We start from the raw sequence: 21,149 nt of genomic DNA, 5'->3' as shown, positions 1-21,149 counted from the left end.
GCAGGCGCCCTCTATCCAGCCGCCCCGGATTCGATTGAAAATGGCGCAGCGGGCCAGCCCCGATAACAACAACCTTCCCTCCGTGACATCATGTCTGAATATAACCCTTGCCTTGACTGCGGCGCCTGCTGCGGGTACTTCCGTGTGTCCTTCTTCTGGGGCGAATGCCAGTCTGCCGGGGGCGTTGTGCCGGATGACCTGGTGGTGCAGATCAACCCCACCCGCGTTGCCATGATCGGCACCGATGCCAAGCCATGCCGCTGCGTCAGCCTTGATGGCGAGATCGGCAAGGAAGTGGCTTGTACCATTTATGCCAACCGTTCCAGCCCTTGCCGTGAGTTCGAGGCGTCGTGGGAGGGCGGGGTGCACAACCCAAGCTGCGACGATGCACGGGCGGCGTATGGGCTGCCCCCGCTCACGCCGCCGGGGGCCAACGAGCCGCATTGGCCGGATGATGGCGCTGAGGTGGCCTGATACTGCAAGGTTGCCAGTAGCGGCTGGCATGTGCATGTCGGAACGTTTGCGGGGATTTTGAAATCGAGCGCCGCCCGCGCGGCGCTCGATCTCTGCATCACCAAAAGACCCAAGCCATGCCCATCCACCCCCGCATGTAGTTAAACTGTCATCTCCCCAGCAATGGACAGGAGATCCGGCGTGACCCCACCCCGCAGTTTCCCCAGTGACCTCTGCCTCGACAGCCCGCGCCTGCAATTGCGCCCCATGCGCCATGCCGATGCCGCGCAGTGGCTGGCGATCATGGCCGACCCGGAGGTCATGCGTTATTGGCACCATGCCCCCTGGCAAGACCTGGCCGAGGCCGAAAGCGCTCTGGCCGCCGACCGCGAAGCCTATGCCAATGGCGACCAGCTCAAGCTCGGCATGTACCGCCGTGACAACGGCGAGCTGATCGGCATGGTCCAGCTGTTCAACATCGATGACGTATCGCGCCGTGGCGAAATCGGCTATTGCCTGGCCAGCGCGGTGCAGGGCAGGGGCTACATGGACGAAGCATTGACTTGCTTCATCGACTACCTTGCCCACACCCTGCACATGCGCCGCCTTGAAGGCGAAATCGACCCGCGCAACCAGGGCTCGGCCCGCACCCTGGAGCGCCAGGGCTTCGTGCTCGAAGGCACCCTGCGGGCGCGCTGGTGCGTGGCCGGCGAGCTGTCCGACTCGGGTATCTACGGCTTGTTGCTCGAACCACCTGTTGCATAGTCTTACGGCGAATAGCTACTATTCGGGAACAATTCTCACTTGTGTCCCGGTGCCCCATGCCCGTAGCCGACTCACCGAGCCCGTACCCGCTCGAACAGCTGTACAGCGAGCACCACGGCTGGCTGTTCAGCTGGTTACGGCGCAAGCTGCGCTGCTCGCACAGCGCAGCCGACCTTGTCCAGGACACCTTCGTGCGTATCCTGGCCTCGCGCGATGCCCTGCTGGGCATGCGCGAGCCTCGCGCCTACCTCAGTACCACCGCGCGCCGCCTGCTGATTGACCAGGCCCGTCGGCGGCAGATCGAAGAGGCCTACCTCAGCGAGCTGGCCCTGACTGCCGAGTTGCTGGAAGGGCATCAGCCCCCCGAAAACATCCTCATCACGCTCGAGGCGCTGGAACAGATCGCCTTCCTGCTTGAAGGCCTGCATGTAAACGCACGCGAAGCATTCGTGGGTTACTACCTGGACGAGCTGACCCAGCCACAGATCGCGCAGCGCCTGCAGATTTCCCCGCGTATGGTGCGCAAGTACCTGGCCCAAGCCCTGATTCATTGCCACCGCACGCTGGACATTGCCGCACCGTGAACCCGTCCCGTATCGAGCAGGAGGCCGCCGAGTGGGCCCTGTGCCTGGGGGAGGGCGAACTGGGTGCCACCGAGGCGCGTGAGTTCGAGGCCTGGCTGCAGGCCGACCCGCGCCACGGTGCGACCTTGCGGCGCATGCAAGGGGTGATCAGCCAGATGCATGCCCTGCGCCAGCAACGCGGGCCGGTTGGCGCAGGGTTACGCGCCGGCATGCAGCCCTCGGCGCCACGTTCGGTGGCGCGGCGCACCTTGCTCGGCCTGGTGCTGGCGGGTTCGTTGCTGGGCACCTTGCCGCTTGCCGGTGTGTCGCCACGAGACTGGCTAGCCGACCTGCACACCGCGCCGGCCGAGTGGCACAGTCAAACCCTGAGCGATGGCTCGCAACTGACTTTGGCGGGCAATTCCGCCGTGGATGTCGAGTTCAGTGCTGGCGAGCGGCGTATCCGCCTGCTGCACGGCCAGGTACTGGTGGATGTCAGCCATGACCCGGCGCGGCCGTTCGTGGTGCAAACCGACGAGGGCAGCTTCAAGGCCTTGGGTACTCGCTTCGTGGTCGGCCAAGGGCGCGAACGCAGCGAGCTGACCATGCTCGAATCCCGTGTCGAGGCGCGCAGTGCCGTGTCCGGCGATCAACTGGTCGCGGGGCGCGGTGAGCGGGCCTGGGTGGCACGCGACGGGCTTGGCCCGCTGCCGGCTATCGATCCGGCACGTGTGGACCAAGCCTGGCAGCGTCACCAATTGGTGGCCGAAGGCGTGCCGCTCGATCAGGTGTTGGACGCGTTGTCGCAGCAAAGGCGCGGCGTGCTGCGCTTCGACCGCCAGGCAATGCAGGCCATCAAGGTGTCGGCGGTACTGCCGCTGGATGACAGCGAACGCGCCCTGAGATTGCTGGCCGAAGCGCTGCCGATTCGCATCGGTGGTTTTGGCCGCTGGTGGACCACGGTCGAGCCAGCGCCGCGAGAAAATTGATCAAGGTGGTTCCGCTTCTGTGCGCTGGCCCGTCAAACAAGAGGCCAACCGATCAAGAACAAGGAGCCGATCCACCATGCGCCGATTTCCTGGCCACCCCGTCCTCAGCCCGCTAGCCCTGGCCTTGCGCCTGTCCTGCGCCGGGCTGGTCTTCTCCGTTGCGGCCTTGCCGGCCGTGGCCGAGGAGGCCGCCCGCCGTAGCTTCGATGTGCCTGCCGGCAAGCTGGCCGAGGCCCTTGGCAGCTATGCCCAGCAAGCCGCCGTGTCGCTGGCCTTCACCCCCGAAGCGCTGGCCGGTTTGCAAAGCAATGGCCTGCATGGCCTGTATTCGGTGGACAGCGGTTTTGCCGTGCTGCTGGCTGGCAGCGGCTACCGGGTGGCACGCAGCGACAACGGCTACCGGCTGGTGGCAGAGCCGCTGGTGGCCGTGAGTGGTGACGCGCTGGAACTGGGCGTGACCACCGTGGCCGGGCAGGGCATGGGCGAGAGTACCGAGAACACCGGCTCGTATGCGCCAGGCTTGATCAGCGTCGGCTCCAAGAGCCCCACCAGCCTGCGCCAGACGCCGCAATCGGTGTCGACGGTGACCCGCCAACTGATCGAAGACCAGCAACTGACCGACATCAACCAGGCGATGAAAGTAACGCCGGGCATCGTCACCCAGAGCACCACCTTCCGTACCCAGGACTTCCTTTCACGCGGCTTCAGCATCCAGAACCTGCAGATCGACGGCGCTGCGCCGCAGGCGTTGGGCACCGCCATGGGCTCGTTCTACTCGTCGAACATCTTCGAGTTGGCCGAGTTCGACCACATCGAAGTGCTGCGAGGTACCGCTGCACTGTATGGCGGCTCGGGTGACCCGGGCGGCATCATCAACATGGTGCGCAAGCGGCCCACCGCCTACAACCAGCTCAAGCTGACCCTGTCGGCCGGCAGTTGGGACAACTATCGCCAGGAGTTCGACCTGTCCGGCCCGCTGGGCTGGGATGGCCGCCTACGTGGGCGCTTGGTGATGTCCAATACCGACCGACAGTACTTCACCGACAACCGCGCCACCGAGCGGCCGCTGGTGTATGGCGTGCTTGAGGCGGACGTTACCGACGACACCATGCTTACCTTCGGCGCCCGTTACAACAAGTCCCACGAAACCGGCAGCAACAGCGCGGTGCCGCGCTATAGCAACGGTGCTGATCTGAACCTGCCGCGGCACACTGGCCTGACCAAGAACTGGGCCTACCTGGATGCCACCGCGCGCGAGTACTTCGCCAAGGTAGACCACCGCTTCAACGACGATTGGAAGCTCAATCTCAGTTACACCAACACTTGGGACCTCGGGCTGTTCAAGACCGCCACCACCCTGAACGCGGTAGACCCGGTGACCAATACCGGCGCGACCTGGTACGGCACGTCGACCCGCCAGGAGAACGAGCAGCACCTGTACGACGCTAACGTGTCCGGGCACTTCCAGGCCTTTGGCCTGGACCACGAAGTGGTTTTCGGGGCCGACTACCAGAAGATCGACAGCCGTTGGCTGGGCACCGCCCCCTACGCTGCATCGGGCTCGCCGGCCAACGTGTTCGACCCCGACAGCTCGGCGTTCGACGACCCTGGCAACGGGCGTGACTACAAGCGTGACTACAGCCCCAATTCGCAACGCCAGTATGGTTTGTATGGCAGCCTGCGCCTGCAGCTGGCCGAGCCGCTGCACCTGATCGTCGGGGCGCGTGCCCAGCGCTTCCACTTCTGGCAGACCTACACCAATGCCTTGACCACTAATGTGTCCAGGACCAGCCCCGAGCAGCGCATTGGCACCAAGGTCACGCCGTTCGGTGGCCTGGTGTACGACCTGGACGATCAATGGTCGGCCTATGCCAGCTATTCGGAGATCTACCGGCCGCAGTCCAGCAAGATCAGCGGCCCCGCCGAAACCGGTACGGCGCTTGAGCCTATGACCGGAAAAACCTACGAGACCGGCCTAAAGGGCGAGTTGTTCAATGGTGCGCTCAATGCCAGCGTGGCGCTGTACTACACCACCCGCGAAAACGAAGCGGTCCAGGACCCGAACTTCCCGGCGAGTTTCGCCGGCTTCTCCGGTAGCTGCTGCTATGTGCCCAACGGCAAGGTCGTGAGCAAGGGCATCGACATGGAGCTGTCCGGCGAGCTGTTGCCTGACTGGATGCTGGTGGGTGGCTACACCTTCAACCTCAACCGTAACCGCAGCTCCGACGCCCCGCTGAGCACGGTAATGCCCAAGCACCTGTTCAAGCTGTACACCACTTACCGCCTACCGGGCATCTTCAGCGACTTCAAAGTGGGTGGAGGTGTGCAGGTGCAAAGCGCTACCTACGCCACTGGTGAAGTCAACCGCTACGACAGCAGCGGCAAGCTGGTGCAACAGAATGTGCCCTTCGATTTCGACCAGAGCGGCTACGCCATCTGGAACGCCCTGGTCGAATACCGTGTCGACGACCATTGGAACGTCACGCTCAACGGCAACAACCTGTTCGACAAGAAGTACTACGAAACCGTGGGTACCTCGACCTACGGCAACTACTATGGCGAGCCACGCAACTTCATGGTGACCCTGCGCGGCACTTATTGAAGGTTTGGAAGCGGGGCAGGGCCTGAGTTAAGGTCGTAGCCTGTCCCGCTTCCCCAGGTATGTCCCTTGCCCGTTTTCTACTTGAGCATCAGCCTGCTGCTGTATCTGCTCGCCCTGTTTTTCGATGGCGCGCTGCTGAGCGGCGAGCGCCACATGCCGGCCTTGCAGATGCTGCTGTACGGGCCATGGGGCATGCCCTTCGGTTTGTACCAATGGTTCGCCAACCCGCTGCTGGCCCTGGCGGTTCTTGCCCACCGACGGTTCCGCAGGCTGGCCTTGCTGGCAGGGCTGGCTGCTGTCTACCTGGCCGCCAGTAGTTTCGGAATTGACCGCTTGCCGGACAACCAGAGCTACGCGTTTCATGAGCGGGTCGGCTTTGGCGCCGGTTTCTACCTGTGGCTGGCGGCAATGGGGGTGTTCTGCCTGGGCCAGGCCTGGCATTGCTGGAAGGCGCGCAGCGCCGACGACATGCCGGGCTGGAATTGGCTCGATGTGGCGTTGATTGCGGCGCTGGCCGTTGCGCTCTACTGGGCAACGCAGATACCGTCGCTGCGCTTCGAGCCGGGCAAGGTGTTGATGCCGCCAGAACAGCCGCAGTCACTTTGATTCCCACAAGGAGGGTTAGCATGATCAAGCATTACCTGGCAGGCCTGGCACTGGCCTGCGTGCTGCCGCTGGCCGTGGCAGAAGATTATACGGCGGCCTACGGGCAATGCATGGACAAGGCTTCCAGCACGGTGGCCATGAGCGCGTGCATCAACGCTGAAACGCAAGTACAGGACCAGCGTCTGAACCGGGTGTACAAGCAATTGATGGGCAAGCTGGAGGCCGGGCAGCAGAAGAACCTGCGGGAGGTACAACGCAAGTGGATGGCCTACCGCGATGGCAATTGCCAGTTTCATGTGCAGGCCAGTGGCGGGACCCTGGCGCAGCTCGAAGGCGGTACCTGCGTAATGAGCATGACCCGCGACCGGGCTGCGGAGCTGGAACGGGTGCTCAGCCCGGGGCAGTGAGGTGGCCTGCACCGGCCTCTTCGCGGGTAAACCCGCTCCCACAGGTAGGGTGCAGTTCTCAAGTGCAGCGCGGTCCCTGTGGGAGCGGGTTTACCCGCGAAGCAGGCGACGCGGTTGATGAGTTCGGCTGTACCGGTGTTAATGGTGAGGTTGTCGCCGCGCCCGTGCCTTCAGGTACTCGCGCACTTCCACTGCATCCCCGGCAAACTCGATGCGCTCGGCCTTCGCCGCACGCTGGTAGGCATACATCGGGTCGTAGTACTCGTTCAGCAAACCTTCGATCCAGCCCCGGTGCAGGTCCACTGCACCGCTGCGCTGCTGTTCTTCCAAGGCCAGGCGCAGGATCTCCGACAGCCGCTGATAACGTTCGCCACCCAAGCGCTTGTAGATGTTGGCCATGCTTTGCAGCATACGCTCGGCGAACAAGCGGCGGCCATCTTCCTCGCCATGCACGGCGATAAACTCGGCACTCAGGTTGACCACGTAGTCGCGCAAAATGCGCTCAACGCGGTTGGCAAAGCTGTCCTCAAGCCACACCAGCGAGTACTGCTGCATGCCTTGGTACAACTCCAGCGGCACAGTGCAACTGCCGACGATGCGGCCTTCATCTTCCAGCACGAACTGCTCGCAGCCGCGGGCGCGTTTTTTCAGTACATCGATGGCCAGCTGGTTTTCGAAATCGATCTGCGCCGGCTGCGCAGTGGCGCGCTTGCCGAAGCTGGAACCGCGATGGTTGGCGTGGCCCTCCAAGTCGAGCACGTTGTCCAGCTGGTGCAATACATCGGTCTTGCCGGTACCCGTCAGGCCGCCCAGCAATACGAAATCGCATTGCGCCACTGCCTGTTGGGTGGTCTCCAGCAAGAAGGTGCGCATGGCCTTGTAGCCACCTTTGACACGGGGGTACTGAATGCCCGCTTCATCGCGTAGCCAACCTTGCACGATCTGCGATCGCAGGCCACCACGGAAACAGTACAGGTAACCTTGCGGGTTAGCCTGGGTGAACGCCACCCAGGCGTCCATGCGTGCCTGTTTGGTGGTGCCACTGACCAGCTGGTGGCCAAGGGCGATGGCGGCGGCCTGGCCCTGCTGTTTGTAGCAGGTGCCGACCTTTTGCCGCTCCTGGTCGTTCATCAGCGGCAGGTTGACGACACCGGGGAAGGCGCCCTTGGCGAATTCGACGGGGGCACGCATGTCCATCATCGGCACGTCGTCGAGGAATAGCTGACGGAAGTCGGTGCAGTCGGGGCGCATCAGATCACCTCGACCGCGTGGCTCTGTCGCTCGACCAGCTTGCCGATCGGCGACAACTGCAGGCCCAGTTCGGCGGCCACGGCAAGGAACTCGGCTTCGCCCTTCGGGGTAACGGCCACCAACAGGCCACCGCTGGTTTGCGGGTCGCACAGCAGGTGCTTCTGCTCGTCGCTGAGGGCGCCGATCTTGTGCCCGTAACTGTCGTAATTGCGCAGGGTTCCGCCGGGGATGCAGCCTTCGGCCAGGTAGTGCTCGACGCTGGGTAGACGCGGCACGGCGGTGTAGTCCAGGTGTGCGGTGAGGCCACTGCCTTCGGCCAGTTCCACCAGGTGGCCGAGCAGGCCGAAACCGGTGACGTCGGTCATGGCCTTGACCCCGTCGAGCTTGCCGAAGCGGCTGCCGGGGGTGTTGAGGGTGCACATCCAGTCGCGGGCCAGGCCCTGGTCCTGCGCGCGCAGCTTGGCCTTTTTCTCGGCGGTGGTGAGGATGCCGATGCCCAGCGGTTTGGTCAGGTACAGCTGGCAGCCGGCGCAGGCGGTGTCGTTGCGCTTGAGATGGCGCTTGCTGACCACACCGGTGACGGCCAGGCCGAAGATGGGCTCAGGGGCGTCGATGGAGTGGCCGCCGGCCAGCGGGATACCGGCTTCGGCACATACCGCTCGGCCGCCGCGGATCACTTCGCGCGCCACTTCCGGTGGCAGCACGTTGACCGGCCAGCCAAGGATGGCGATGGCCATCAACGGGTCGCCGCCCATGGCGTAGATGTCGCTGATGGCGTTGGTGGCGGCGATGCGGCCGAAGTCGTACGGGTCATCGACGATCGGCATGAAGAAGTCGGTGGTCGAGACCACGCCGCGCTCGTCGTCCAGCGCGTACACGGCCGCGTCGTCGCGCGAGGCGTTGCCAACCCACAGGTTCGGGTCCAGGGCCTGGGCACCGCTTTCGGCGAGGATCACGTCCAGCACCTTGGGGGAGATCTTGCAGCCACAGCCGGCACCGTGGCTGTACTGGGTCAGGCGAATCGGCTCGCTCATACGTACCTCAGCAGGTCAAATTGTTGCGCGATTGTAGCAAAGCTGGCCTTTGGGCCTTTGCCTCTTATAATTCCCACTGTCGGCGGACTTGTCGGCGGATTTGTTGGCATCGTCCCGTTATTGAACCGGAGAACACCCATGCTCAAACGCCCCCTGGCGCTCGCCGCCGGCCTTGTGTTGTCTTGCTGCGCCGTTGTCGTTCAGGCCGCTGAAACCTTGCGGGTCAGCGCCATACCCGACGAAGCACCGACCGAACTGCAGCGCAAGTTCAAGCCCTTGGGCGAATACCTGGCCAAGCAGTTGGGCATGGACGTGAAGTTCGTACCGGTGGCCGATTACCCGGCGGTGGTCGAGTCGCTGGCCGCGGACCGCCTCGACCTGGCCTGGCTGGGCGGCTTCACGTTCGTCCAGGTGCACTTGAAGGACCCAACCGCCACACCGCTGGTGCAGCGTGAACAGGACGCGCAGTTCACCTCCAAGTTCATCACTGCCAACCCCGACGTGAAAAGCCTGGCGGACCTTAAGGGCAAGTCGTTTGCTTTTGGTTCCATTTCGTCCACGTCGGGCAGCCTGATGCCGCGTTACTTCATGCTCAAGCAAGACAACATCAAGCCTGAAGAGTACTTCAGCCGCGTGGCCTATTCCGGCGCCCATGACGCCACCGTGGCCTGGGTACAGGCTGGCAAGGTCGATGGTGGCGTGCTCAACGCCAGTGTGTGGCAGAAGCTGGTGGATGCAGGCAAGGTCGATACCAGCAAGGTGAAAGTGTTCGCCACCACCCCGACCTACTTCGACTACAACTGGACCGTGCGCGGCAACATGGACCCGGCGTTGAAAGAGAAGATCAAGCAAGCCTTCCTTGGCCTTGACCCGGCCAACCCGGAGCACAAGGCGATCCTCGACCTGCAGGCCGCCAGCCGCTTCATCGAAACCAAGCCTGAGAACTACGTGGGCACCGAACAAGCCGCACGCGAGGCCGGCCTGCTCAAGTGACCGCTTCGAACGTGGCAATCCATCTGCACGCTGCCAGCCTGCGCCATGGCCAGGTACGTGCGCTTGAAACGATCAGCCTGCGCATCGGGCAGGGTGAACGCATCGCCATCATCGGGCCGTCGGGGGCGGGCAAGTCCAGCTTGCTGCATGTGATGGCCACGGCCATCCAGCCCAGCGGCGGGCGCCTGGAACTGCTCGGTGAGCAGCCTTGGGCGTTGTCGGCAAGGGCTCGTCAGCGCCTGCGCGCGCGGGTTGGCCTGGTGCATCAGGCGCCGCCTTTGCCGCCGCGTCAGCGGGTGGTGACAGCGGTGTTGGCTGGCCGCCTGGGGCAGTGGGGTGTGCTGCGCGGTTTGCTTAACCTGCTATACCCCAGCGATGTGCCGGGTGCGCGCCAGGTGTTGGCCGAGCTGGGCCTGGCCGACAAGCTGTTCGTGCAGTGTGGGCAATTGTCGGGTGGCCAGTTGCAACGGGTGGGCATTGCCCGCGCGTTGTATCAGCGGCCGCAGGTGTTGTTGACCGACGAGCCGGTGTCGGCCATGGACCCGGTGCTGGCCGATCACAGCCTGGCCTTGCTCAATCGCCATGCCCAGACTAACGGCGTGACCCTGGTGGCAAGCCTGCATGCCGTCGAGTTGGCGCTGGCGCATTTCCCGCGGGTGATCGGTATTCGTGAAGGTCAGGTGGTATTCGACTGCCCGGCCCAAGCGGTTACCGAGCACATGCTCGATGCACTGTACGCCAACGAACAACTGGCTTCGCCACCAACCCAGGGGCCTACCCTGACCGTGCAGATCCCGAGATGTTGAGGGCCGACGCCCGCGACCCGGCATCGTTGCCACGGTTGCTGCTGGCCTTGCTGGCCGTGGCGGTGCTATGGCCGGGTATCCAGTTGAGCGAACTGAACCCTTGGGTGCTGTTGCAGGCGGACAACCGTCAGCAGATCGCCAGTTTCACTAGCGCCTTCTGGCCGCCGGCACATGATGCTGATTTTATCGCGCTGTTGTATGAAGCCACGCTGCAGACCCTGGCCGTGGCCACCGCTGGCATGGCGTTGGCGTTGCTGCTTGCAGTCCCGACAGGGCTGCTGGCCAGCCGCGCCTTGTCGTTGCGCGCCGCCTCTCGTGGAGGTCGCGCTGGGTTGTGGTCGCGGCTGCTGCGCCTGCCGGTGCGCGGGTTGTTGATTTTCCTGCGTAGCGTGCCGGAAATTGTCTGGGCGCTGTTGTTCGTACGGGCCGTGGGGCTGGGGCCGACGGCGGGTGTTCTGGCGATCGCCATCACCTATAGCGGCATGCTCGGCAAGGTTTACGCCGAGATTTTCGAATCGGTGGACCAGCGTCCGGCCCACGCGTTGTTGCAGGCGGGCAGTGGCCGGCTGGCGGCGTTTCTATACGGCATCCTGCCCAATGCCGCTTCCGAAGTTGTGTCGTACACCGTGTACCGCTGGGAATGCGCGGTGCGGGCTTCGGTGGTGATGGGCTTTGTCGGCGCTGGCGGCCTGGGGCAGCAGATCGACCTGTCGATGCGCATGTTCGCGGGTGCGGAGGTAGCCAGCATGCTGCTGACGTTCCTGCTGTTGGTGATTCTGGCCGACCTGCTGAGCCGCCTGTTGCGCTGGAGGCTGGCATGAACCGGGTGATCAACCTGTTGCTGCTGGCTGCAATCGTGGCGTCGGTGGTGGCTTCGTTCACTTACCTGGAGCTGGACCTGCAAGCCCTGGTCGGCAACGGCGGGCTGGGGCAGATGGGCGAATACGCCGGGCGTTTTCTGCACCCGGACCTGTCTGCCGGGCACCTGAAGGCAGTATGGCGTGGGGCGCTGGAGACACTGGCCATGTCTGGCCTGGGCACCTTGTTGGCGATGGTATTGGGGATGTTGCTGGCGCTGCCGGCGGCTGGCCGCTTCGGTTGGCCGTTGCAGGGCGCCGCGCGGTTGCTGCTGAATGCTCTGCGCGCCATTCCAGAGCTGGTGTGGGCCGCGCTGACGGTATTGGCGGCCGGCCTTGGGCCCAATGCCGGTACCCTGGCTTTGGCGCTGCACACCGCTGGTGTGCTGGGGCGCTTGTTTGCCGAGGCCTTGGAAAATGCGCCGCCGGAGCCTGCGGCGGCGATCCGCCTGCAGGGCGGTAGCCAGGTGGCGGCGTTCTGCTTTGGTACCTTGCCCAACCTGTGGCCGCAGTTGCTGGCCTACAGCTTGTACCGCTGGGAAAACAACATCCGCATGGCCAGCGTGCTGGGGTTTGTCGGTGCCGGTGGGTTGGGGCAGATGTTGTACACCACCTTGAGCCTTTTCCAGGAGGCCCAGGCCAGCACGGTGATTATCGGGATGCTGGTGCTGGTGTTGCTGGTGGACGCGTTGAGCGATGTGCTGCGCCAGCGTTACGTGCGGGCCTGACCAATAACCGGGCCCTAAGCCAGCTCCCCATGCTGCGCCTCCCGCTGCATCGACTCCAGGTTGCGCTCGATCGTTTCGCAAATGGTGTCCATCTGAATCTGGTGCTCACTGAACCTGAACGGGCTCTGCAAATCAGTCCCGATCCGCTCGATAGCCAGCAGCATGAAGCCAACTACCGTCGACGCCAGGGGGGTGAACCAGCCCAGCGACTCCACGAGCCCTACCGGCACGATCAAGCAGAACAGGGTGATGAAAAGCCGTGGGAAATACACATAGGGGTAGGGCAGCGGTGTGTTGGCAATCCGCTCCATGCCGCCCTGGGCATTGGACAGGTCCACCAGGGTCGATTCCAGCCGGGCCAGGCGGATGCTGTCCAGCCGCCCGGCCTGGTATTCACGCGCCAGCAAGGCCGCCGAGCCGCCGAGGATGTCGTTGGCGAAGTTGTTCGAGCGGTTGCGCCGTTCGAACTCCCCTGGCGGTATGAAGGCCATCAGTTCGTCCGGGCATTTTTCGCCCTTCAAGTGCGCCGCCAGGCAGTTCACATAAGCGATATGCCGGCGCAGCAGGGTAGCTTTGACCGGGTTCGGGCCTTCATCCGGGTCATCGATCAGGGTCAATGTCTGCCGGGCGAAGCTGCGCGAACCGTTCACCAACGCCCCCCACAGCGTGCGGGCTTCCCACCAGCGGTTGTAGGCGCTGCTGTTGCGAAAGCTCACCAGCACCACCAGCGCTGAACCCAGCAAGGTCAACGGGATCAGCGGCAGGGTGAACTTGCTGTTGAAGAACAGCATGAAATCGATGGTGACCAGCACATCCCAGATCAACAGCCAGAACAGCGACCAGCCGATGTAGCCGATGGTCTTCACGACCAGGCGGTACTTGCGAGTGATGATGTCTTTCACGCGGAGGGCCTCGAAACGCAGGGGATGCAGGATCGGACGTCGAGGCGGGGGCATGGTTCGGTGCTGTTCGTCGAGGTGTGTGAGCAAACGTATCTTACTAGCTGAATATTTGTTTCATCTGCACCAATGCCACCCGTGTGCCGTCCCACGCTTGCCGCTGCTCGATGCCGCACGGCACAAAGCCCAGTTGTGGATAAAGCAGCAAGCCCGCTGTGTTGTGGTTGAAGCAGGACACCCACAGTTCTTGGGCTGCGAATTGCTCCCGAGCCAGATCGACCATGGCGGTCACCAAGTAGCGTGCTACACCGTGGCCACGGGCGCCAGGTGCCACTACCACGTTGCCCAATGCACATACGCCGCCATGTTCGGCTTTGTAGAAGTTGGCAAAGGCCAGAATTGCGCCGTTGCCTTCCACCACTGTGGAGCCGCTGCGTTGGGCGACGGCGTCGCTCAACTGTGCGGGAGTGAGTGGGTAGGTGGCTTTGGGGAACATGTAGAACAGTTCGTCCGGGCTCTGCGGGAAGCCGCAGATGACAGGGATGTCCTCAGGCCGGACAGGGCGGTGGGTCAGATGCATGGCAGGTCCTTCGTGCGCTGGCGGGTAGGCCCTATTGGCGGGCAAGCCCACGAACAGGTCATCAGCCTTGCATCATAAGCCGCTTTGCATCGGCATATTCAACTCAAGGTTTGGCCGCCACCGCCACGTAGCCTTTGACCGAAGCCGGTGCCTGGGGCTTGGCCTTGTGCGCCAGCAGGTACTGATAGCGCCGCCATTCCTTGTCGATTTCGTTGAACGACATGAATACGCTGATGCGCGCCTTGCCGGCCAGGTCCGGGCGCTTGCCGGCGTCGATCTCGCGGGTGGGAATGATGGCGACGTTGATGCCCACCACCTTGCCATCATCGGCGAACACCGGCCCGCCCGACATGCCCTTGGTGATCGGGCCGTCATGCACCGAGTAGAAGACGCTGCCCGGTGTACCTTCCAGCCGAACCAACGACGGCAGGGCATGGCCCTTGCCCTGCATCGGCATCATCAAACTGTTGAAACCTACCGCCGTCACCGCTTCCCCTGGCACGTACTGCCGCCACAGCGGCACGCTGCTGGCCTTGTGCTTGAAGAACACCACATCGCCGAGGCCCTCGTGGACCACGTTGCGCAGGAAGGGGGTGTGTTTGGCGGTTACTGCGTAATCCTCGTTCCACTGGATGGCGCTGGCCATCAGCAACATCGGCAGTGGGGCACCGGAGGTGACCACGAAAGCCTGGTTGTAGACAGGATCTGAAACGTACGACGTTGGCACTCCATTGCACCCACTGAGCAGCATCATTGCCGCCATGCAGGGCGCGATTGTTTTCATGAGACACACGGGGGTGGAGAAATGGGAGCGCAACTATGGCTAAGTGCCATTACGCTAACAATACTTTCGGCATATATCCGATGAATGACAGCTTAAGAGCTAATCCTGTGTGCGACCAATAGATTGCAGGTATGGCTGCAAGCCCTGAAGTCATTGGTGCGGCGTCAAATCCTGATGGCGCTGCGGCCGCTGTGAAGGCGGCTTCAATGAATAATTGATCTGATAATCGTTATCATCTAAGGTGCTGTCCTCGCCCGGAGGGATACCCGTGATGAACGACGATCTGAGTCAGGTCTATGTCGAGCACAATGGATGGCTCAAGCAATGGCTCTACCGCCGGTTGGGCTGCTCGGCGCAAGCTGCAGACCTGGCACAAGATACCTTCCTGCGTATTCTTCAGGCCCAGCAGAAGGCCGGCGCCAAGCTGAGCCTGCAGCGCCCCCGCGCCTACCTGGCAACGGTGAGCCGGCGGTTGGTCTACGACCATTTCCGCCGTCAGTCACTGGAACGCGCCTACCTGGAAATGCTCGAGCAACTTCCCGAGCTGTTCGCGCTGTCCGCCGAAGAGCAGTGGTCCATGCGCGAAACCCTGCAGCAACTGGACGCACTGCTCGACACCTTCAAACCGGTGGTGCGCTCGGTGTTCCTGCTGGTGCAGTTGGAGGGCTTGACCTACATCGAGGTGGCACGCCGCCTGGGCATTGGCGAGCGCACGGTCAAGCGGCACATGGCCAACGCCCTGCAAGCCTGCATCCTGTTCGAAGAAGACTTCTGATGCCCAACCAACAGCCTCGAATCACTGCGCAAGTGGCTCGGCAAGCAGCCAATTGGCACATGCTGATGCTCGAAGACGCCGTCAGCCCGGCCCAGCGTGCTGCCTGCAACCGCTGGCGTTCGGCTGCGCCCGAGCATGAGCGGGCCTGGCAGAAAGCGTTGCGGGTGCAAGCGCAGCTGGGCCTGCTGCCGCCACAACTGGCCATGGGCACTTTGAACCGCGAGCGCCGCCAGGTGATGAAACAGTTGTTGGCGTTGGCCATCGTCGCGCCACTTGGCTATGTGGGTTATCGCCAGCTTGCACCGCAGAACGCTTATGCAACCGACGTGGGCCAGCACAAACAGCTGACGCTGGCCGACGGCACATTGCTCGACCTCAATACCGATACTGCGGTGGATGTGAATTTCGATGCGCATCAGCGCCTGATCAGTCTGCGCCGTGGTGAGATCCTGATAGACAGCGGGCGCGACAGCAGCAGCCCTCAGCATCGGCCACTAAGGGTTGCCTGCGAGCAGGGGTTGCTGGAGGCCTTGGGTACGCGCTTCCTGGTCCGCCAGCGCGAGGGGGCGACCCAATTGACCGTATTTCAAGGGGCGGTGCTGGTCACGCCCAGCCATGGCCCACGGCAAACCCTCGACGCCGGCCAGCAAGTCACTTTCGATGCAGCAGGGCAGGGGGCCGTGACCCCTGCGCGGGAACAAGACAGCCAATGGATTCGTGGGCAACTGCTGGTCGACGAGATGCCGCTGCGCGAGTTCCTCGGTGAGCTGGGGCGTTATCGGCCAGGTTGGCTGCGCTGCCAATCCGATGTGGCGCAACTACTGATCAGCGGCGCTTTCCAGCTGGAAAACACCGACGCCATCCTGGCTGCGCTGCCCGCCACGTTGCCGGTTCAGGTGGATTACCGCACCCGCTACTGGGTTACCGTGAACAAACGTTAATGAGAATTGGCCCGATCTTGAAACTCATCAGTCCTTACCTGTGGAACTGCCACACATAAAGGGACAATTTCTCAATGATTCGCTCTTCTTCAGCGGTCGTCATGACCGATCGCAGCATGGGCAACGCTCGCGTGCCTGGTTATCGACGTGCGCTCGCCCTGAGTGCGCTGGCCATCGCCTTGCTGGGTGCTGGCGTGCACGCCCAGGCCGCATCCGTCCAGGCACCACAAGCCTATAGCATCGCTTCTGGCAGCCTGGCCCAGGTGCTTGCCCGCTTCGCCAGTGAGGGAGGGTTTACCCTGCAATATACCTCGGAGCTGACCCGTGGCCTTTCTAGCCCTGGGTTGCAGGGGCAATACGGTATCGAGGAAGGTTTCCAGCATTTGTTGGCGGGCACCGGCCTGCAAGCCGTGCGTCGCGGCAATAACGTCTATGGCCTGCAGCCCTTGCCGCTGAGCGCGGCTTCTGGTGGCGAGGCGCTTAACCTGGAGCCGCTGAATATCAACGGTATCCAGGACAATGCAACCACCGAGGGCTCGGGCAGCTATACCGCCAATGCCGTCACCATCGGCAAAGGCACCCACCGCCTCAAGGATATTCCGCAGTCGGTCAGCGTGGTCACGCGCAAGGCCATGGACGACCAGCGCCTGGACACGCTGGATGAAGTGCTGGAAAAGACCACTGGCATCACCACCCTGCAGAGCCCGTCGGGCGGCAAGTACATCTACTCCCGTGGTTTCGAGGTGGAAACCATTCAGTACGACGGCGTGCCGCTCGATCGCCGCTACTATGCAATCGGCAGCAGCTTCACCTCCGACACCTTGCTGTACGACCGTGTCGAAATCTTGCGCGGCGCCAACGGGCTGCTGCAGGGCAGCGGCAACCCTGGTGCGGCCATCAACCTGGTGCGCAAGCGGCCGAAAGCCGAGCCTTCGTTGTCGGTAACCGCCAGCGCCGGTTCGTGGGACACCTACCGGCAGACCATCGACGGCAGTGCCCCGCTCAACGCCGACGGCTCGCTACGCGGCCGCCTGGTGGCAGGCCATGAAGACCAGAACTACTTCTACGACACTGCCGAGAGCCGCAAGAACGTACTCTACGGCATCCTTGAATACGACCTCAGCGACCGCACCACGGTAGCGGCGGGCGCCAGCGTGGAAGACCTGCACTCAACGCCGTTCTTCAGCGGCCTGCCGCGCAACAAGGATGGCAGTGCGGTCAACGTCAGCCGGTCCACCTACACCGGTGCCGACTGGAACAAGTGGGATAACAAACAGACCACCTACTTCGCCGATGTTACCCACGATTTCAACGAAGACTGGCGCCTGAAAGCTTCTGGCAGCTACATGCGCGAAACCAACTACATCCTCTACAGCTTTGGCCGCGGCGCTGTAGACCCGGCTACCGGTAACGGCATGCGTTCGCGTGCCTACCTGTACGACTTCGAAAACATCAACAAGGGCGGCGACATCAACCTGACCGGCAAGTGGCGTGCATTTGGCCGCGAGCACGAAGTGGTGGTGGGGGCCAATGCCAGCGATCTGCAGACTGACGACCTGCAAGGCGGCTTCATCAACCTGGGCCCGATGAACATCTACGACCCGGTTTCGCCACAGCGCCCGACCATGGATCAGCTATTGGGTGCCGAAGGGACCAACACCTACCCCGGTACTTCCAAGGCCAAGATCCGCCAGAGCGGCATTTATGCGGTGACTCGCTACAAACTCAGCGACCCGCTGACGTTGGTGCTCGGTGGGCGTAGCAGCAACTACAGCTACGACTATGAGCTAAACCGGTTCAACGGTGTGTCGCCAACCCCGGCTCATTCGCGGGAAAGCGGCGAGTTCACCCCCTATGGTGGCCTGATCTATGCGCTGAACGAGCAATGGTCGGCTTATCTGAGCTACGCCGATATCTTCAAGCCGCAGACCGAGCTGAGCGTGGACAACGCGCCGCTGAAACCTATCGTCGGCTCCAATTATGAGATGGGGCTGAAGGGCGAACTGTTCGACGGCCGCGTCAATACCAGCTTCGCGCTGTTCCAGGTCGACCAGGAAAACCGCGCCCAGGCCACTCTGTGCGGCGATAATGGCGGCGAGAATTGCTACGTAGCGGGTGGCAAGGTGCGCACCCAAGGTTTCGATGCCGAAATCAGCGGTGAAGTGCTGGACCGCATGCAATTGTTCGCTGGCTACACCTACACCCATACCGAGTACCGCAACGACCCAGCCGATGGCGAGTCGGAGGCCGGCGGCACCTTCAACACCTATACGCCCAAGCACCTGTTCCGGTTTTGGGCGGATTACAACTTGCCTGGCGAACTGGACCCGTGGACCGTGGGTGCTGGCGCCAACATCCAGAGCCGCAACTACCACGGCAACTTTGGTGGTACGGACGGGGTAGGGAAGATCGAGCAGGCGGGGTACGCCATCTGGAACGCTCGGGTGGCCTACCAGATCAACAAGAACTTCAGCGTTTCGTTGAACGGCAACAACCTGTTCGACAAGAAGTACTTCTCCAGCGTCGGTTGGCTGTATGCGGCCAACTACTACGGAGATCCGCGTAATTACACCTTGACCCTGCGAGCGGATTTCTAAAGCCAGCCACGATTGAGCTGTGGGAGTGGGCGTGCCCGCTCCTACAGGGATTTGCTGAGGCAGCAGTTCAACAAAGTGCAGGCGAAAAAAAACCGACTATAAGGTCGGTTTTTTCCGGATTTTGGTGCCCCGAGGGAGACTCGAACTCCCACTCCTTTCGAAAACGGATTTTGAATCCGCCGCGTCTACCAATTCCGCCATCAGGGCAGTGGCGCGCAGTATAGAGAGCTGCCGCTGGTCGGTCAATCGGCTTTCATGGTCAATTTTCACACATTGGGCTAAACTTCCCGGCCCTGCCGAACCGAACATCATCATGCGCGTCGCCGATTTCTCCTTCGAACTCCCTGATTCCCTGATCGCCCGCCACCCGTTGGCCGAGCGCCATGGCAGCCGTCTGCTGGTGCTCGATGGGCCGACCGGCGCGCTTTCGCACCGGCAATTCCCCGACCTGCTCGACTACCTGCGCCCCGGCGACCTGATGGTGTTCAACAACACCCGGGTGATCCCAGCGCGGTTGTTTGGCCAGAAAGCCTCCGGCGGCAAGCTGGAAGTGCTGGTCGAGCGCGTGCTCGACAGCCACCGGGTGCTGGCCCATGTGCGTGCCAGCAAGGCGCCGAAAGTGGGCGCGGTCATCCTCATCGATGGCGGTGGCGAGGCCGAGATGGTCGCGCGCCACGATACGCTGTTCGAACTGCGCTTCACCGAAGAAGTGCTACCGCTGCTCGACCGTGTCGGCCACATGCCGCTACCGCCGTACATCGACCGGCCCGACGAGGGCGCCGACCGTGAACGCTACCAGACTGTGTACGCCCAGCGCGCCGGTGCGGTCGCCGCGCCTACCGCAGGCCTGCACTTCGACGAGGCGCTGCTTGAAAAGATCGCCGCCAAGGGCGTCGAGCGAGCCTTCGTCACCTTGCACGTGGGCGCCGGCACCTTCCAGCCGGTGCGGGTCGACAAGATCGAAGACCACCACATGCATAAAGAGTGGCTCGAAGTGGGCCAGGATGTGGTCGATGCCATCGAGGCCTGTCGGGCCCGTGGTGGTCGAGTGGTTGCGGTCGGCACCACCAGCGTGCGCTCGCTGGAGAGCGCCGCGCGCGATGGCGTGCTCAAGGCCTTCAGTGGCGATACCGACATCTTCATCTACCCGGGCCGGCCGTTCCATGTGGTCGATGCCCTGGTCACCAACTTCCACCTGCCGGAGTCCACGCTGCTGATGCTGGTCTCGGCCTTCGCCGGCTACCCCGAGACCATGGCCGCCTACGCGGCGGCGGTCGAGCACGGGTACCGCTTCTTCAGTTACGGTGATGCCATGTTCATCACCCGCAATCCGGCGCCACGCGGCCCCGAGGATCAAGCATGAGTCGCACCTGTCGAATGTCCTTCGAACTGCTGGCCACCGACGGCAAGGCCCGTCGTGGTCGCATCACCTTCCCACGCGGTACCGTGGAAACCCCGGCGTTCATGCCGGTGGGCACCTATGGCACGGTCAAGGGCATGCTGCCACGCGATATCGAGGCCATTGGTGCCGAGATGATCCTCGGCAACACCTTCCACCTGTGGCTGCGCCCAGGTACCGAGGTGATCAAGAAGCACAACGGCCTGCACGATTTCATGCAGTGGAAAGGCCCGATCCTCACCGATTCCGGTGGCTTCCAGGTGTTCAGCCTGGGTGCCATGCGCAAGATCAAGGAAGAGGGCGTGACCTTCGCCTCGCCGGTCGATGGCTCGAAGGTGTTCATGGGCCCTGAAGAGTCGATGCAGGTGCAACGTGACCTGGGCTCGGACGTGGTGATGATCTTCGACGAGTGCACCCCGTACCCGGCCGAGCACGATGTGGCGCGCACCTCCATGGAGCTGTCGCTGCGCTGGGCTCAGCGTTCGAAGAACGCTCACGCCGACAACACCGCGGCGTTGTTCGGCATCGTTCAGGGCGGCATGTACCAGGACCTGCGCATGCGCTCGCTCGAAGGCCTGGAAAACATCGGTTTCGATGGCCTGGCCATTGGTGGCCTGTCGGTGGGCGAGCCCAAGCACGAAATGATCAAGGTGCTGGACTACCTGCCGGGCCAGATGCCTGCTGACAAACCTCGTTACCTTATGGGGGTAGGCAAACCGGAAGATCTCGTTGAGGGTGTGCGCCGCGGCGTCGACATGTTCGACTGCGTGATGCCGACGCGTAACGCGCGCAACGGTCATCTGTTCGTCGATACAGGGGTGATCAAGATCCGCAATGCGTTCCATCGCCATGATGAATCGCCGCTGGATCCGACCTGTGACTGCTACACCTGCACCAACTTCTCGCGCGCCTATCTGCATCACCTGGACAAGTGCGGCGAAATGCTGAGCAGCATGCTGAATACCATCCACAACTTGCGCCATTACCAGCGCTTGATGGCCGGTTTACGCGAGGCTATTCAACAGGGTAAATTGGCCGCCTTTGTCGACGCCTTCTACGCCAAGCGCGGGCTTCCTGTTCCGCCCTTGGACTGACTGTCCGCATCCATTATTAGAAAATT

Annotated in this window: 21 protein-coding genes and 1 tRNA gene; 16 read left to right on the top strand and 6 right to left on the bottom strand. The window is 62.8% G+C overall.

Translation table 11 applies throughout. The features are described from left to right. Positions 1 to 90 precede the first annotated feature (90 nt). From DM807_RS27110 to DM807_RS27080, 7 genes are all read left to right on the top strand, one after another. A complete protein-coding gene (locus DM807_RS27110) occupies positions 91 to 474 on the top strand; it encodes a YkgJ family cysteine cluster protein (protein WP_012270564.1) in 384 nt (127 codons plus the stop codon). Positions 475 to 654: 180 nt separating this feature from the next. Continuing rightward, the gene (locus DM807_RS27105) at positions 655 to 1,218 is read left to right on the top strand and encodes a GNAT family N-acetyltransferase (protein WP_012270565.1); all 564 of its coding nucleotides are present in this window, start codon (positions 655 to 657) and stop codon (positions 1,216 to 1,218) included. Between the two features lie 56 nt (positions 1,219 to 1,274). Continuing rightward, a complete protein-coding gene (locus DM807_RS27100; protein ID WP_179028169.1) occupies positions 1,275 to 1,802 on the top strand; it encodes a sigma-70 family RNA polymerase sigma factor in 528 nt (175 codons plus the stop codon). Next, on the top strand, positions 1,799 to 2,770 hold the full coding sequence (locus DM807_RS27095; RefSeq protein ID WP_012270567.1) for a FecR family protein: 972 nt from the start codon (positions 1,799 to 1,801) through the stop codon (positions 2,768 to 2,770). Before DM807_RS27100 ends, DM807_RS27095 begins: the two co-directional genes overlap by 4 nt. Positions 2,771 to 2,846: 76 nt before the next feature. Beyond that, a complete protein-coding gene (locus DM807_RS27090; RefSeq protein WP_179028168.1) occupies positions 2,847 to 5,372 on the top strand; it encodes a TonB-dependent siderophore receptor in 2,526 nt (841 codons plus the stop codon). A 66-nt stretch (positions 5,373 to 5,438) separates the two neighbouring features. Then, positions 5,439 to 5,978 carry a hypothetical protein gene (locus DM807_RS27085; RefSeq protein ID WP_012270569.1) on the top strand — a complete coding sequence of 180 codons (540 nt, stop codon included), beginning with the start codon at positions 5,439 to 5,441 and terminating at the stop codon, positions 5,976 to 5,978. A gap of 20 nt (positions 5,979 to 5,998) precedes the next feature. After that, positions 5,999 to 6,385: a lysozyme inhibitor LprI family protein gene (locus DM807_RS27080; RefSeq protein WP_012270570.1), complete on the top strand. Its 387-nt coding sequence runs from the start codon at positions 5,999 to 6,001 to the stop codon at positions 6,383 to 6,385. A 138-nt stretch (positions 6,386 to 6,523) separates the two neighbouring features. On the opposite strand, the gene mnmH is transcribed toward DM807_RS27080, so the two are convergent. Together mnmH and selD are read right to left on the bottom strand one after the other, a co-directional pair. Next, positions 6,524 to 7,636, bottom strand: a complete 1,113-nt coding sequence (mnmH, locus tag DM807_RS27075) for a tRNA 2-selenouridine(34) synthase MnmH (RefSeq protein WP_060494634.1) — start codon at positions 7,634 to 7,636, stop codon at positions 6,524 to 6,526. Continuing rightward, a complete protein-coding gene (selD, locus tag DM807_RS27070; protein WP_179028167.1) occupies positions 7,636 to 8,670 on the bottom strand; it encodes a selenide, water dikinase SelD in 1,035 nt (344 codons plus the stop codon). The genes mnmH and selD overlap by 1 nt, the downstream gene beginning before the upstream one ends. Before the next feature lie 138 nt (positions 8,671 to 8,808). On the opposite strand from selD, the gene DM807_RS27065 reads away from it, so the two are divergent. Genes DM807_RS27065 through phnE form a run of 4 tightly spaced genes read left to right on the top strand, consistent with a single transcriptional unit; the run spans position 8,809 to position 12,054 of the window. Further along, positions 8,809 to 9,663 (top strand): putative selenate ABC transporter substrate-binding protein, encoded by an 855-nt coding sequence (locus tag DM807_RS27065; RefSeq protein WP_012270573.1) that lies wholly within the window; start codon positions 8,809 to 8,811, stop codon positions 9,661 to 9,663. Beyond that, positions 9,660 to 10,469, top strand: coding sequence for an ATP-binding cassette domain-containing protein (locus tag DM807_RS27060; protein WP_179028166.1), 810 nt, complete (start codon positions 9,660 to 9,662; stop codon positions 10,467 to 10,469). Before DM807_RS27065 ends, DM807_RS27060 begins: the two co-directional genes overlap by 4 nt. Further along, positions 10,463 to 11,290 carry a PhnE/PtxC family ABC transporter permease gene (locus DM807_RS27055; RefSeq protein ID WP_012270575.1) on the top strand — a complete coding sequence of 276 codons (828 nt, stop codon included), beginning with the start codon at positions 10,463 to 10,465 and terminating at the stop codon, positions 11,288 to 11,290. Before DM807_RS27060 ends, DM807_RS27055 begins: the two co-directional genes overlap by 7 nt. Continuing rightward, a complete protein-coding gene (phnE, locus tag DM807_RS27050; RefSeq protein WP_012270576.1) occupies positions 11,287 to 12,054 on the top strand; it encodes a phosphonate ABC transporter, permease protein PhnE in 768 nt (255 codons plus the stop codon). Before DM807_RS27055 ends, phnE begins: the two co-directional genes overlap by 4 nt. Positions 12,055 to 12,068: 14 nt before the next feature. On the opposite strand, the gene DM807_RS27045 is transcribed toward phnE, so the two are convergent. The 3 genes from DM807_RS27045 to DM807_RS27035 all read right to left on the bottom strand — a co-directional run bounded on the left by DM807_RS27045 (position 12,069) and on the right by DM807_RS27035 (position 14,284). Beyond that, on the bottom strand, positions 12,069 to 12,956 hold the full coding sequence (locus DM807_RS27045) for a bestrophin family protein (protein ID WP_012270577.1): 888 nt from the start codon (positions 12,954 to 12,956) through the stop codon (positions 12,069 to 12,071). A 97-nt stretch (positions 12,957 to 13,053) separates the two neighbouring features. Beyond that, positions 13,054 to 13,533, bottom strand: coding sequence for a GNAT family N-acetyltransferase (locus DM807_RS27040; protein WP_012270578.1), 480 nt, complete (start codon positions 13,531 to 13,533; stop codon positions 13,054 to 13,056). A 103-nt stretch (positions 13,534 to 13,636) separates the two neighbouring features. Continuing rightward, positions 13,637 to 14,284: a trypsin-like peptidase domain-containing protein gene (locus DM807_RS27035; protein WP_041166376.1), complete on the bottom strand. Its 648-nt coding sequence runs from the start codon at positions 14,282 to 14,284 to the stop codon at positions 13,637 to 13,639. Between the two features lie 304 nt (positions 14,285 to 14,588). Between DM807_RS27035 and DM807_RS27030 the strand changes: the two genes are divergently transcribed. The 3 genes from DM807_RS27030 (at position 14,589) to DM807_RS27020 (ending at position 18,630) form a co-directional block, all read left to right on the top strand. After that, a complete protein-coding gene (locus tag DM807_RS27030) occupies positions 14,589 to 15,092 on the top strand; it encodes a sigma-70 family RNA polymerase sigma factor (protein ID WP_041166377.1) in 504 nt (167 codons plus the stop codon). Beyond that, complete coding sequence (locus DM807_RS27025; RefSeq protein WP_012270581.1) at positions 15,092 to 16,033, top strand: FecR domain-containing protein; 942 nt, start codon at positions 15,092 to 15,094, stop codon at positions 16,031 to 16,033. The genes DM807_RS27030 and DM807_RS27025 overlap by 1 nt, the downstream gene beginning before the upstream one ends. Positions 16,034 to 16,134: 101 nt before the next feature. After that, positions 16,135 to 18,630 (top strand): TonB-dependent siderophore receptor, encoded by a 2,496-nt coding sequence (locus DM807_RS27020; RefSeq protein WP_069942234.1) that lies wholly within the window; start codon positions 16,135 to 16,137, stop codon positions 18,628 to 18,630. A 122-nt stretch (positions 18,631 to 18,752) separates the two neighbouring features. On the opposite strand, the gene DM807_RS27015 is transcribed toward DM807_RS27020, so the two are convergent. Beyond that, positions 18,753 to 18,837, bottom strand: a tRNA-Leu gene (locus DM807_RS27015). 106 nt (positions 18,838 to 18,943) lie between these two features. Here DM807_RS27015 and queA point away from each other — a divergent pair. Next, positions 18,944 to 19,993 (top strand): tRNA preQ1(34) S-adenosylmethionine ribosyltransferase-isomerase QueA, encoded by a 1,050-nt coding sequence (gene queA, locus DM807_RS27010; protein ID WP_012270583.1) that lies wholly within the window; start codon positions 18,944 to 18,946, stop codon positions 19,991 to 19,993. Between the two features lie 14 nt (positions 19,994 to 20,007). Then, on the top strand, positions 20,008 to 21,123 hold the full coding sequence (gene tgt, locus DM807_RS27005) for a tRNA guanosine(34) transglycosylase Tgt (RefSeq protein WP_014589748.1): 1,116 nt from the start codon (positions 20,008 to 20,010) through the stop codon (positions 21,121 to 21,123). Positions 21,124 to 21,149: the final 26 nt, after the last annotated feature.

Origin of the sequence: Pseudomonas hunanensis (genome assembly GCF_013393325.1) — a bacterium.
GTDB lineage: Bacteria > Pseudomonadota > Gammaproteobacteria > Pseudomonadales > Pseudomonadaceae > Aquipseudomonas > Aquipseudomonas putida_P.
This window is presented reverse-complemented; position numbering and strand designations above follow the sequence as displayed.

Excerpts from the sequence above, each read along its gene's own strand:
- DM807_RS27110 (WP_012270564.1), top strand. The coding sequence starts at position 91 with ATGTCTGAATATAACCCTTGCCTTGACTGCGGCGCCTGCTGCGGGTAC.
- DM807_RS27100 (WP_179028169.1), top strand. The coding sequence starts at position 1,275 with ATGCCCGTAGCCGACTCACCGAGCCCGTACCCGCTCGAACAGCTGTAC.
- DM807_RS27090 (WP_179028168.1), top strand. The coding sequence starts at position 2,847 with ATGCGCCGATTTCCTGGCCACCCCGTCCTCAGCCCGCTAGCCCTGGCC.
- DM807_RS27080 (WP_012270570.1), top strand. The coding sequence starts at position 5,999 with ATGATCAAGCATTACCTGGCAGGCCTGGCACTGGCCTGCGTGCTGCCG.
- mnmH (WP_060494634.1), bottom strand. The coding sequence starts at position 7,636 with ATGCGCCCCGACTGCACCGACTTCCGTCAGCTATTCCTCGACGACGTG.
- selD (WP_179028167.1), bottom strand. The coding sequence starts at position 8,670 with ATGAGCGAGCCGATTCGCCTGACCCAGTACAGCCACGGTGCCGGCTGT.
- DM807_RS27065 (WP_012270573.1), top strand. The coding sequence starts at position 8,809 with ATGCTCAAACGCCCCCTGGCGCTCGCCGCCGGCCTTGTGTTGTCTTGC.
- DM807_RS27055 (WP_012270575.1), top strand. The coding sequence starts at position 10,463 with ATGTTGAGGGCCGACGCCCGCGACCCGGCATCGTTGCCACGGTTGCTG.
- phnE (WP_012270576.1), top strand. The coding sequence starts at position 11,287 with ATGAACCGGGTGATCAACCTGTTGCTGCTGGCTGCAATCGTGGCGTCG.
- DM807_RS27040 (WP_012270578.1), bottom strand. The coding sequence starts at position 13,533 with ATGCATCTGACCCACCGCCCTGTCCGGCCTGAGGACATCCCTGTCATC.
- DM807_RS27035 (WP_041166376.1), bottom strand. The coding sequence starts at position 14,284 with ATGCTGCTCAGTGGGTGCAATGGAGTGCCAACGTCGTACGTTTCAGAT.
- DM807_RS27030 (WP_041166377.1), top strand. The coding sequence starts at position 14,589 with ATGAACGACGATCTGAGTCAGGTCTATGTCGAGCACAATGGATGGCTC.
- DM807_RS27025 (WP_012270581.1), top strand. The coding sequence starts at position 15,092 with ATGCCCAACCAACAGCCTCGAATCACTGCGCAAGTGGCTCGGCAAGCA.
- DM807_RS27020 (WP_069942234.1), top strand. The coding sequence starts at position 16,135 with ATGACCGATCGCAGCATGGGCAACGCTCGCGTGCCTGGTTATCGACGT.
- queA (WP_012270583.1), top strand. The coding sequence starts at position 18,944 with ATGCGCGTCGCCGATTTCTCCTTCGAACTCCCTGATTCCCTGATCGCC.
- tgt (WP_014589748.1), top strand. The coding sequence starts at position 20,008 with ATGTCCTTCGAACTGCTGGCCACCGACGGCAAGGCCCGTCGTGGTCGC.